Raw genomic sequence first — 12,635 nt, forward strand, 5'->3', positions numbered from 1 at the left:
AATATTTGTTATGTAAATATATAAAAAATATTTCAAATACTGTACCACAAAAAAAACACCTCTCAGAAAAAGAGGTGTTTAGGTAATATATTTTATTCTTTTTTAGTTTTAAACTATTTAATCAAGCTAGTGCCACCAACTGTTGCCCATGTACCAGCAGTTAATGAAGCACCTGTTGCAGATGTACTTGATGTAAAATTACCAACTGGGAAATTAACTACAATTGCAGAAGTTGCTCCTACAGGTACAACTTGAGTAGTTGAAGAGATAGTCACATTAGTTAATTTTAATTTTGATCCATTAACTTGATTTGTATTTGTAGTGGCATCTTGGATTTTTACTGCTGCACCATTGTAAACAGTTGTTCCTTCAGTATAATTTCCGTATCCTGAGATAATGATGTTACTATAATCTCCATTTCCTTCTTTTTTGAATTGGAAAGCATCAACTTGAACATCACCAGCAACTTCTGGTACACATCCTGCTTCTCTTTTTAAAGTGATGTTAGTTATTTTTGGCCAGAATGCATTGTTATTATTTGAACATTCAATCTCCATTCCGAAATTCCCTTTACCAGTTTGGTATGCATACCAGTTAGAGTTGTTTTGACCTTGCCATCCATCTTGCCAGTCAAAAGCATCATCGTAGTTCCCATAGGAAATAGCGTTTGTCATACTTACAGTTCCTCCAAAAAATTCATATCCATCATCAGCACCTTTGTAAGAAACTAAGTGATCTAATGTTGTTCCTGAACCTACTGAATAAAATGTAAATCCATTATTTTCTTTTGTTCCATCAGCTAATTTTGCTCCAGCATATTCAACTCTGGCATAATTTAATGAACCTCCGTTGTGAGTAGCATTTGTTCCTCCGTATGGTAAAGCGTTTCCATCTTCTGAAGTTGAAGTAGTCACACCACCAATTGCTTTGATTGGAGCGTCACCGTACATGATGATTCCTCCCCAAGAACCTGGAGTTGCAGATGCTTCTGTAAATACAACTGGTTTGTCAGCAGTACCGCTAATGTTTAATTTTCCACCGTTTAAAACAACTAATGCGTTGTCTCCAGTAGTTTTGTTTGCAGTAATTGTAGAACCTGCTTCGAAAGTTACTGTTACTCCTGAAGCAACTTTAACAATACCTTTTAAAGTGTAATTTCCGTATGCAAAAGTTTTATTTGCGGTTATTGTACCTGTGATTTCGCCTGTTGCCGGTGGTGTAACAGGAGTTGGATCATCACTACTTGAGCAAGAATTTAGAAATAACCCTGTAGCAAGTGCTAAAGCAAAAAATTTAGTTTTCATAGTTTATTGTATTATTTATTGTTTTTTATTTTTGTCAAAATTATAGGATAACTTCATAAAGGGTGTTAGCTGAATATTACAATACGGTTACTAAAAAAATACCAAAATGTGAAGAGAATGTTAAGTGTGTTATGTGAGTTTTAAGCATAAAAAAAGCTCTAAATAAATTAGAGCTTTTTGGTTTTAAGCATTATGTTAAAAAGTGTATCCTAAGTTTATTGAGAAGCCTCTTCCTTTTTTATAACTGTTTGTTATGTTTGATTGTTCTACAATGGAAGAGGTTCCATTATTTCCTTGTTCAGATTTGCGAATAGGATCAAGTAAATTATCAGCACTAAATTTTAAATCGAAATGATCTGATAATTTGCTACTCCAAATAAAATCTAATTGTTGAACCGGTAGTTCATAAATATGGTCTAATCCTCCTGTTCCCACTGCATAAATTCTCTTTCCAAATACAGAATAAACTAATGAAACCGTGTTGTTCCAGGATTCCCTTAAATTAAATTGGTATTTTAAATCGGAGTTGATTAACCATTTTGAAGCTCCTTGAAGTTCTCTGCTTCTAAAAGTTTCGATTGATGTTGTCACATTACCGTCACTATCAGTAGTGGTTGGCTTCACATCTACTTTTGTGTGCATCAAAGAAGTGTTAAACCCAAAAGAGAAATCAGATAAACTTTCGTTAATTCTTGCAAAATCTAATATGAATTCAATTTCTGCTCCATATAAAACGGCATTGTCAGAATTTAAATAGGTCGTGATGGTTGAATTCGCAGCATTAGAGATGAATGTTCTTTCAATAGGTTGATCAATTTTTTTACCAAACAATCCTAATACAACAACTTCTTTTGATGTTGGGAACAATTCGTATTTTAAATCAACATTGTAGTTGTTGCTATTTTCTAAAAATGGATTTCCTTTTGTCGAAGTTCCATCAGCATTGATATATTCAATAGGATAAGATTCCATTACAACTGGTCTTGTATATGTTTTTCCAGTGGCAAAACGAAGATTCGAATTTTCATTCAAACCATATTTTACATTCAAAGCAGGTAAAACATACAAGTTGTCATATTTTAAAGTTTTAAATGGATCTGAGAAAGAACCTTGAGTTCTGTATTTGGTTTCTCGCATGGTGCTTTCTAAACGAATTCCTCCGTTTACTTCCCATTTTTCTCCAAATTTGTAAAGTAAGTTAGCATAAACGGCATTAGCGGATTCCTTTAATTTTGCCTGATACGTTGCATTAGAACTTTCTCTAAAACTAACAGCATTTGAAGCGATGTAGTTATTCAATTGAGTGTCTACAGTATTCAATGGTGTGGTGAAGCTATTTGGAGCGCTGTTATTTATTGGTGTGATAAAACGATAGGATGAGGTCATGTCAGACATGTTGCCATTATATCCAGCTGTGAAAATATTATTTTTTTCAGTTTTGCCAAATTTCAAAGTGTACTCTGCTAATCCTGAAAAATAAGAATCACCAGAAATATCTAAGTATTGTTTGATGAAATTATTTCCAGCAACAGAAACTAAAATATCTTCTGTTCCTGATCTTGTTCCTGAAAAGAATTTTCTGTCCGGTTGCGCATATTTAGTAATCGCATACGAAACTGCTGCTTTTACGTTTTGAGTTTTATCTTCATTCAATGCATATTCACCCAATAACTGGTTGTTTAAATAATTAGATTCGTCTAATTGATTGGTTCTAATTAAAGTGTTATTGTTGCTTGAGTTTGAATCAGCTACTCCAAATTGATCTTTAACTAGATTTTCAGTAGTTCTGATGAAAAGAGTATTATAAGAAAGTTTCAGTCTGTCTGTAGTGTAATTTAATCCTACCAAAGAAGATAACGATGTTTTATATCGGTATTCCGTATTGTCGAAGTCGTTTCTATAAGTAAATCCGGAAGGATTGTTAGTGAACGTTCTTTCTACTCCGTTTCTAATAGAATAATTGTTATCAAAATTGATGGAAAGTAAGTAAGAAAAAGTCTTATCGTCTTTCAGGTTAAATTTTTCGGAATGAAGCAAGCCAATGCTTGAATTTAAAGGACTATTGATTTTTGAAACATCAAATCCACTTTTAAAAGATCTCAAAGATTGATCTGCAGTAAGCGTGTAACTTGAAGGTGTGTTTCCCAATAATCCTGGAAGTTTTCTGTCGTTTCCGGTCAAGCCAAATAATCCTTTGGTAGAATTAGCATCTTTAGAAATTAAAAACTTTTCTAAATTGTTATTTACAGTGTAGCCAATTCCAATATTTAATTTAGTTACGCTTTTCGAACCTTTAGATGTCTGTATATTAAAAGTTCCTCCGGCAAAATCTCCATAAATGTTTGGGTTAAAAGTTTTGTATACTTCAATAACACCTACAATATCGGTAGAAAATAAGTCTAATGGAATAATTTTTTTGAAAGGATTGTTAGTTGGCGCAGCTAGATCATTTATCAGTAAGTTGTTGTATCGGTCTTCCAGTCCGCGTACAAATAAACCTCTTGAGCCTACTTTTGTAATTCCGGTTATTTTTGTCAAACCTTCCTCTACATCGCTAACTCCTTTACGAGCCATTTCTTGGGCTCCAATACTTTGTTTGATAACAACTGCTTTCTTTTGGTCTAGCAATAATGCTGTTTCTTTTTCTCTACTTGCCGTATTTTTTATAATAACGTCTTCCAGTTTGTAACTTCCGGAACCAATTGCTTGATTCAAAGTTACTGTTTCATTTGCTGTTACCGTTACAGGGATTTCTACAGATTCATAACCAACAAAGCTGAATTGAACAGTATAATTTCCAGGTGCAATAGCGATGGCGTATTTGCCATCAATGTCAGTATTGGTTCCTATATTGGTTCCTTTTATAAGTACGTTTGCAAATGGCAATGATTGATTGTTTGAGTCTTTATCTGTTAGGATTCCAGAAACCGTACCTTTATTCTGTGAAAAAGAAATAGCTGTTATTAATAACGTAAAAAATATTAATTTGAATTTCATTGTGTTTTAATTTTTTGCAAAGTAATGGACTAAATGTAAAACGTAAGTTACTTGTTTGTTATGGTTGTGTTTTGTTTTGCACTGCAAGATGAACAGAACATTAAATTATCGTTAACTCCTTTTCAGTAGCTCATTTATTGTTACATTTACAATTCAAAAATAATTTTTTGGGCTTTATGAAGAAAAAAAATACGAAGATTCTATTAGTAGATGATGAGCCGGATATTCTAGAAATTGTAGGGTATAATCTCGCTCAAGAGGGGTATCAAATCGTTACGGCGGCTAATGGGAAAGAAGCAATAGCAAAAGCTAAAAAGGAATTGCCTGACCTTATTATCATGGATGTAATGATGCCGGAAATGGATGGTATGGAAGCTTGTGAAAATATTAGAAAAATTCCGGAACTGAATAATGTGATTATTACTTTCTTGACGGCAAGAAGTGAAGATTACTCGCAAGTGGCCGGTTTTGATGCTGGTGCAGATGATTATATTACAAAACCAATTAAACCAAAATTATTGGTCAGTAAAGTGAAAGCTTTGTTGCGCCGCTTGAAAGAGCAAGAGCAAAATAGTGAAACACTTAATGTAGGAGGAATCGAGATCAATCGGGAAGAATATAAAATAAGAAAAGACAATGTTGAAATAGCTTTGCCTCGGAAAGAGTTTGAATTATTTTACTTGTTGGCTTCAAAACCAGGAAAAGTATTCAAACGCGATGAGATTCTAGATAAAGTTTGGGGGAATGAAGTCGTAGTTGGCGGAAGAACCATAGATGTGCATATTAGAAAATTGCGTGAAAAAATTGGAGAAGATTTTTTCAAAACGATTAAAGGAGTGGGTTATAAATTTGAAGTGTAATTAGATATGCTTTTTACAAGAATAACAAATTGCTTTAAAAGCGAGGCATAAATGTAATGAAAATAAATTTTAAGAAAACCTATAAATTTGCCATAAAATCTGCTTTGTTCATTAGCCTTTTTGCTACTGGATTTGTCGTATTAATGGTCTTACTATTCTTTGGGTCCAAAGTCAATAATTTACTGTTGTTTGGAATCGTTTCTCTTGTCATCATTTATTTATTCTCTTTTGTGGTTTTACAATATCGTGTCGAACGGTTTATTTACAGGCGTGTCAAAAAAATATACGATGATGTCTCCTTGCTGGAATCCAGTTCGTTTATCAATCAGCCTATTACTACCGATATGGAAACGCTGACGCGAGAAGTTAAGAAATTTGCCACCGATAAAAAATTGGAGATAGAAATGTTGCAGGTTCGAGAAGAATATCGAAGAGAATTCCTTGGCAATGTTTCTCATGAATTAAAAACGCCTTTATTCACTGTGCAAGGTTATTTATCTACGCTTATCGATGGAGCGATGGATGATAAAACAGTTCGAAAAAAATATTTAAAACGTGCCGAGAAAGGAGTAGAGCGATTAATCTACATTGTCGAAGATTTAGATATGATTACAAAATTGGAATCGGGTGATTTGAATCTGGATTTTTCTGAATTTGATATCGTGGAATTAGTGCAAAATGTTTTCGATTTACTGGAAATGAAAGCAGATAAAAAGAAAATTACACTGGCTTTTGAAAATGATCGGATACAGCCTATTCTAGTGCATGGAGATGAAGATAAGATACAGCAAGTTGTCGAAAACTTAATTGTGAACTCAATAAAATACGGTAAAGAAGGCGGACTTACAGAAGTCGCTATCGTCAATTTGACAAAGAAAAAGGTCTTGGTTCGAATAACAGACAATGGTGAAGGAATCGAGAAACAAAATATCTCAAGGCTTTTTGAACGCTTTTACAGAGTAAATAAAAGTGGTTCACGTTCAGAAGGAGGATCTGGTTTAGGATTAGCGATTGTGAAACATATCATAGAAGCACATAAAGAAAAAATATATGTGGAGAGCGAGTTTGGAATTGGATCGGAATTTTCCTTTACAATTGAGAAGGCCAGATTGAAAAAATCAGAATAGGACAAAAATTAAAATAAATCACTTAAAATCAATAATTAAGTAATAGGAACGATATATTGTCGCATATTATAATGTCAAACCCTCAATAAAGACTGAGGTTGAGTTAAAAAACAAATATGACATTATTTCAATCTCATTACTTAAAATCAATAATTAAGTTTAAAAAATTTAAAAAAAATCCTGTAAAATAGGATTGGAAACCTTTACGAAACGATAATTTATCACCAACATAATAATTTGTTAACATTAGCTTAACATACTAGCGTGACCTTTGCAAAAAATTAAATCATATAACAAAGATGAAAAAAATTTTATTTGCAGGTTTGGTTGTTCTATCATGTATAGCCAATGCACAAGAGGTGAAGAAGGATGAAGTCACAAAAGAAGTGGTTCGTGTTTTGGACTCTATAAATAAAGTTAGGGTAGCAGAAGAAAAAACGAAGGTTAAGAAGGAACATTGGTACGATAATATAGGAATCAGGGGTTACGTGCAGGTAAGATACAACGGATTGTTTTCTTCTAATGATAAAGTTTCGTGTGATCAATGTGACAAATCTTGGGGAACTACATCAACGGCAATCGATGCAAAATCGAATAATGGTCTTTTTATAAGACGAGCCCGTATCATATTTTCAGGACAAATTCATCCTAATGTGTATTTTTATATTCAACCGGACTTTGCAAGTTCTCCGACATCCGGGGTGAATAATTTTGCTCAAATTAGAGATGCGTATTTTGATTTGTCATTTGATACCAAGAAAGAGTTTCGTTTAAGAATTGGACAAAGTAAAGTGCCTTTTGGATTTGAAAATTTACAATCCAGTCAAAACCGTTTGACTTTAGATCGTAATGATGCCATGAATAGTGCCGTTGCCAATGAAAGAGATTTAGGAGTGTTTTTTTACTGGGCTCCTAGTAAAATCAGGGATCGTTTTGCAATGCTGGTAAAAGATGGATACAAAGGTTCCGGGGATTATGGAGTATTTGCGTTTGGGGCATATAATGGGCAAACGGCAAACAAGTCTGAAGCAAATAGAAACTTACATGTAGTGACAAGAGTAAGTTATCCATTTGAGGTAGGAGGTCAAATTATAGAGCCGGGCATACAAGCTTACACTGGGAAATGGGCTTTTACTAATGAGCTTTCTACAGGAGTGACTACGCCAGATAAGTTGTATACAATAGACCAAAGGGTTGCGGCTTCATTTATTCTTTACCCTAAGCCATTTGGAGTTCAGGCGGAATATAATATCGGGAAAGGACCTCGCTATGATAAATTGACTAATACGGTAGAATCTTCTGATTTAGAAGGAGGATATGTGACTTTAAATTACAAATGGGACTTGCCTAAACATCAATATATTTATCCTTTTGCTAAATTCCAATATTATGATGGAGGAAAGAAATTTGAGAAAGATGCCAGAAGTTATGTGGTAAGAGATTACGAATTAGGAATAGAATGGCAGCCTTATAAAGCATTTGAATTGGTAGCAGAATGGGTAATTGCTGATAGAACGTTTGAAGATAGCGCGCTACCTAATAACAGACAACGAGGAAATTTATTGAGATTACAAGCTCAGTTCAACTTTTAATTAAAAAACAATAAAAACATATTATTTAAATTAAAAAAAAATGAAAACAACAAAATTAAAAATTGCAGCAATCTTATTGGTCATAATGGCTATTGGGTATTCGTTTACTTCATTGAGTAAAATAACAATTAAAGGTTCAGACACGATGGTAATTTTATCACAACAATGGGCTGAAGCATATATGAAAAAACATCCAGAGACAATAATTCAAGTAACTGGTGGCGGATCAGGAGTAGGTCTTGCGGCATTAATCAATGGTTCTACTGATATCGCAAATTCAAGTCGTCCTATAAAACCGTCTGAATTAGAAAAAATAAAAGCGAAATACAAAAAAAATGCTGTTGAAATTCCATGTGCCAAAGATGGTTTGTCAGTTTTCCTTAACAAAGGAAACACGGTTTCGGAATTGACAATACAACAGTTAGGAGATATTTTCTCCGGAAAGATTACAAACTGGAAACAAGTAGGCGGTGCTGATGCCAAAATACAATTGTATGGTAGAGAGAGTAGTTCAGGTACTTTTGAATTTTTTAAAGAGCATGTAGTCAAAACTGATTTTTCTCCTACCTGTCAAACCTTACCAGGAACAGCAGCTATCGTGAATGCAGTAAAAAAAGACAAATATAGTATTGGATATGGTGGTGCTGCTTATGCTGAAGGTGTGAAAGATTGTAAAGTTAAGAAAGACGCTAAAAGTAAAGGGTATTTGCCAACTGCTGCAACCATAAAAAACAAAACTTATCCAATTTCAAGATACTTGTACATGTATTTGAAATCTAAGCCAACAGGTGATACTAAAGCTTTTATAGATTGGATTTTGGGTCCAGAAGGTCAAAAGATGATTACAACAGTAGGATATTTTCCCGTAAAATAAAAACTATAAAATATCCCTCTCTTTAATTATGGAGGGATTTTTTTTAAAAATTTATGAATTCTTAAATTAATTAAATGAATTCTCCACTTCCAAGTAAACAAATTTTCACCAAAGAGAGTTTGAAAAAACAATTTAGACTTTCAGAGTTCCTAGCCGAGAAAGTTATTTCTTTTGTAGCTTTTTTGTCGATAGCCATTATCTTTTTGATATTTATTTTTGTTTTCAAAGAATCAATGCCGTTATTTAGTTTTGGTAAAAAAGACAAAGTAAAAACCGAAATACAAACTACTTCGGATGTAAAAGTAGAAAGCTATGAGGGAGCGGAAACTTCAACAGAAGAAATTCAGCCAGAGACATACGGAGCACCTACTGAAGATTTAAATCCAGTAACTCAAGAAACACAAACTTCGGAAGAACTAGAGCCTGATACCTATGGGACTCCAACCGAAGATTTGAACCCAGAAACAGCAACGGGTAAGGAAGTTATCATTGATGAAAAAGCCACAGAAAACAAAGAAGGAGCCGATAGAACCTGGAGTACTTTTTTCTCTACAGAATGGGTTCCGGTTTCCGATAATCCACGTTTTGGTTTGTTGGCATTACTTGTTGGAACTTTAAAAGTTACTATAATTGCCATATTGATTGCAGGTCCTTTGGCAATATTAGCAGCGGTTTACACTTCATGTTTTGCTTCTAATAGAAGAAAGGAAATCATAAAACCTATTATCGAAATGTTAGCGGCATTTCCATCAGTGGTAATTGGTTTTTTTGCGATGATGGTTTTGGCCACTTTTTTTCAGGATATTTTTGGATATGATTCGCGATTGAATGCTTTTATAGGAGGTGTTGCTATGGCATTAGCGGCTATTCCAATTATTTATACTATTTCAGAAGATGCCTTATCGGCAGTCCCTAAAACATTTACCGAGGCCAGTTTAGCGCTGGGAGCGAGTAAGGCACAAACTGCATTTTTTGTGATTCTTCCCGCTGCAACTCCAGGTATTTTTGCTGCTATATTGTTAGGTATAGGTAGAGTTTTTGGCGAAACTATGATTGCATTAATGGCAACAGGGAATGCAGCACTTTTGTCTGCAAATCCTTTTGAAAGTGTACGTACTTTTGCTGCGACAATTGGTTCAGAAATGGCGGAGACTGTTTTTGGGGAAACCCATTATAGTGTGTTGTTTTTTATTGGGTCTTTGCTTTTCATTTTTTCATTTATATTAAATGCAGTGGCAGAATTTTATGTTAAAGGAAAATTAATTAAAAAATTCCAAGGTAAATAAACATGGAAAAAGCAATCAGTGTATCAGAAAACCCGTTTTATAAGACTAAAAAAACGGGTGGAAATATAAAAGAAAACGCAGTTGTCGGATTGACACAAATCGCAGTTCTTTTAATTATTGCCATCTTGTTTATAATTTTAGGTATTATTATTTACCAAGGGCGTGAAAAATTTTCATGGGAATTTATAAGTTCCTTTCCAACCGATGGAATGACCAAAGGAGGTATTTTTCCTGCTTTGATAGGGACTTTTATATTGGTTATTGTCATGTCGATAGCGGCAGTTCCTTTTGGAACTATAACAGCCATTTATTTAACGGAATATGCCAAAGAAAATTCAAAATTTGCTGCAGCAGTACGATTTTCAATTAGAACATTGGCAGTAGTGCCTTCTATTATTTTTGGTCTTTTCGGACTTGGATTTTTTGTCCAATTTGTTGGAACAGGAATGGATTCTGCTTTCAATGATGGTGAATTGCATTGGGGACAGCCTAATATTCTTTGGGCAAGTTTGACTATGGCATTATTGACGCTTCCTGTGATTATCGTTTCTGTGGAAGAATCCTTAAAAACGATCCCCCGAGAATTAAGGGAGGCCAGTTTGGCTTTGGGAGCTACAAAATGGCAAACCATTAAAAAAGTAGTTTTTCCAGGTTCTATCTCTGGAATTATGACAGGAACTATTCTTGCCGTGAGTAGAGGCGCAGGAGAGGTTGCTCCTATTTTATTTACAGGAGCGGCCTATTATTTAGCCACTTTGCCGGAATCTTTGAGCGATCAATTTATGAATCTGGGATATCATGTTTATATTATGTCCACACAATCTTCGGATGTAGAGAAAACAATGCCTATTCAGTTCGCAACCACATTGGTATTATTAATTCTTACTTTATCATTAAATCTGGTTGCGGTAATCATCAGATCAAGAATTAGAAGAAGAGCAAAATAATTCCAAAGACAACCTAATTATTTTAGATTTAATAAAGAAAACATGAGAGATATAAAAATAGAGGTTAAAGATTTATCGTTATATTATGGTGATAAAAAGGCCTTAAAGGAAATTTCAATGCAAATCCCGGCGAATAAAGTGACTGCATTAATAGGACCTTCGGGTTGTGGTAAATCTACTTTTTTGAGATGCATCAATAGAATGAATGATCTTATTCCGAGTGTGAAAATTACTGGTGAAATGCTGGTTGAAGGGGTGGATATTTACAATAAAGACGTAGATGTTGTAAATATTAGAAAAAAAATTGGAATGGTTTTTCAAAAGTCAAATCCTTTCCCAAAATCTATTTATGAAAATATTGCCTATGGTCCTAAAATTAATGGGATAAAAGACAAAGCACAGTTAAACGAAATCGTTGAAACTTCATTGCGCCAGGCTGCTATTTGGGATGAATTGAAAGATCGTTTGGATGATTCCGCAATGGGTCTTTCAGGTGGACAACAACAGCGTTTGTGTATCGCCAGAACTTTGGCGGTAAGCCCGGATATTATTCTTATGGATGAACCTGCGAGTGCATTGGATCCTATTTCTACTTCAAAAATAGAGGAATTAGTTCATGAGTTGAAAGAACAGTACACAATAATAATTGTTACCCATAACATGCAACAAGCTGCAAGAACCAGTGATTATACTGCGTTCTTTTACTTGGGAGAATTGATTGAAATTGGTAAAACTAATACTATATTTACCAAACCAGAACAAAAGCAGACTGAAGATTATATCACAGGAAGATTTGGATAAAAGGTATATAAATAGAAATAGACTTTCTAAAAAGCGTATTTTGATTTTTTAATCTTTTAAATTTTTAAATAAAAAAACATGGCATCACACTTTGAAATAGAATTAGAAAAACTAAAAAATGTAATTGTAAAAATAGGTAAGCTTGCAGAAATTCAAGTGAGTGGATCCGTAAACGCTTTGCTGTCAGAACCTGTTGCTGAAGGTAAAGAAGTAAAAAAAACAGAAAATAAGATTGATAAATTAGATGTGAAGATTGATGAAATTTGTCAAAGTATTTTTGCTTTGCAACAGCCTGTCGCTTCTGATTTACGTTTTATTATGTCAGCCATGCAAATTAGCAATGAGATAGAAAGAATTGGTGATTTGGCGATAAGCATCATAAAAAAAGCTAAGAATATTAAAGATAAGCATGACTTAATTGTTAAGTTTAATATTACTGATATAGCCAGACAAGTTGAGGTTATTACCATAAAAACGAATGAATGTTTTTTAACTCGTAATGAAAACTCCATTGGTGAGATCTTTATTTTGAACAATACCATAAAAAATGAATCCGATGATGCAATACATAATATCATCAATGAAATGAAGTCAAATTCTAAGACCGTAGTTTCTGGAACAAATCTTGTGATTGTTTTAAAACATTTAGAGCGTATTTCTGAGCATTGTACGAATATTGCAGAATATGTTTATTTTATGATTAATGCCAAAATTATCAAACACGAAAAATTTGGTGATAAGAAATCAGATAATTAATTTGATGTAGACAATCTGCAATTAATTTGTAGATTTATATAAAAACACACTAATTAGATACTTTGAAAGTATGGTAATTAGTGTGTTTTTT

At 33.6% G+C, this 12,635-nt stretch carries 10 protein-coding genes; 8 read left to right on the top strand and 2 right to left on the bottom strand.

Annotation, left to right across the window (positions count from 1 at the left end):
* Positions 1 to 113: 113 nt before the first annotated feature.
* Both ACNO7W_RS01195 and ACNO7W_RS01200 read right to left on the bottom strand, forming a co-directional pair.
* The gene (locus ACNO7W_RS01195; protein ID WP_417936702.1) at positions 114 to 1,304 is read right to left on the bottom strand and encodes a hypothetical protein; all 1,191 of its coding nucleotides are present in this window, start codon (positions 1,302 to 1,304) and stop codon (positions 114 to 116) included.
* 195 nt (positions 1,305 to 1,499) lie between these two features.
* Positions 1,500 to 4,301, bottom strand: coding sequence for a TonB-dependent receptor domain-containing protein (locus ACNO7W_RS01200; RefSeq protein WP_417936703.1), 2,802 nt, complete (start codon positions 4,299 to 4,301; stop codon positions 1,500 to 1,502).
* 176 nt (positions 4,302 to 4,477) lie between these two features.
* Here ACNO7W_RS01200 and ACNO7W_RS01205 point away from each other — a divergent pair, with 176 nt between their 5' ends.
* The 8 genes from ACNO7W_RS01205 to phoU all read left to right on the top strand — a co-directional run bounded on the left by ACNO7W_RS01205 (position 4,478) and on the right by phoU (position 12,544).
* Positions 4,478 to 5,161 (top strand): response regulator transcription factor, encoded by a 684-nt coding sequence (locus tag ACNO7W_RS01205; RefSeq protein WP_143387556.1) that lies wholly within the window; start codon positions 4,478 to 4,480, stop codon positions 5,159 to 5,161.
* Between the two features lie 56 nt (positions 5,162 to 5,217).
* Positions 5,218 to 6,288, top strand: a complete 1,071-nt coding sequence (locus ACNO7W_RS01210) for a sensor histidine kinase (protein ID WP_417936704.1) — start codon at positions 5,218 to 5,220, stop codon at positions 6,286 to 6,288.
* 299 nt (positions 6,289 to 6,587) lie between these two features.
* A complete protein-coding gene (locus ACNO7W_RS01215; RefSeq protein WP_417936705.1) occupies positions 6,588 to 7,880 on the top strand; it encodes a porin in 1,293 nt (430 codons plus the stop codon).
* A 40-nt stretch (positions 7,881 to 7,920) separates the two neighbouring features.
* The gene (locus ACNO7W_RS01220) at positions 7,921 to 8,754 is read left to right on the top strand and encodes a phosphate ABC transporter substrate-binding protein (RefSeq protein ID WP_417936706.1); all 834 of its coding nucleotides are present in this window, start codon (positions 7,921 to 7,923) and stop codon (positions 8,752 to 8,754) included.
* 74 nt (positions 8,755 to 8,828) lie between these two features.
* Positions 8,829 to 10,040 (top strand): phosphate ABC transporter permease subunit PstC, encoded by a 1,212-nt coding sequence (pstC, locus tag ACNO7W_RS01225; RefSeq protein ID WP_417936707.1) that lies wholly within the window; start codon positions 8,829 to 8,831, stop codon positions 10,038 to 10,040.
* Between the two features lie 2 nt (positions 10,041 to 10,042).
* Complete coding sequence (gene pstA / locus ACNO7W_RS01230; protein ID WP_417936708.1) at positions 10,043 to 10,987, top strand: phosphate ABC transporter permease PstA; 945 nt, start codon at positions 10,043 to 10,045, stop codon at positions 10,985 to 10,987.
* Between the two features lie 42 nt (positions 10,988 to 11,029).
* Positions 11,030 to 11,788 (top strand): phosphate ABC transporter ATP-binding protein PstB, encoded by a 759-nt coding sequence (gene pstB / locus ACNO7W_RS01235; RefSeq protein WP_143387550.1) that lies wholly within the window; start codon positions 11,030 to 11,032, stop codon positions 11,786 to 11,788.
* Positions 11,789 to 11,866: 78 nt separating this feature from the next.
* Positions 11,867 to 12,544, top strand: a complete 678-nt coding sequence (gene phoU / locus ACNO7W_RS01240; RefSeq protein ID WP_417936709.1) for a phosphate signaling complex protein PhoU — start codon at positions 11,867 to 11,869, stop codon at positions 12,542 to 12,544.
* Positions 12,545 to 12,635 lie beyond the last annotated feature (91 nt).

It is taken from the genome of Flavobacterium sp. ZB4R12, assembly GCF_048276375.1.
In the GTDB taxonomy this organism is placed as follows: domain Bacteria; phylum Bacteroidota; class Bacteroidia; order Flavobacteriales; family Flavobacteriaceae; genus Flavobacterium; species Flavobacterium gawalongense.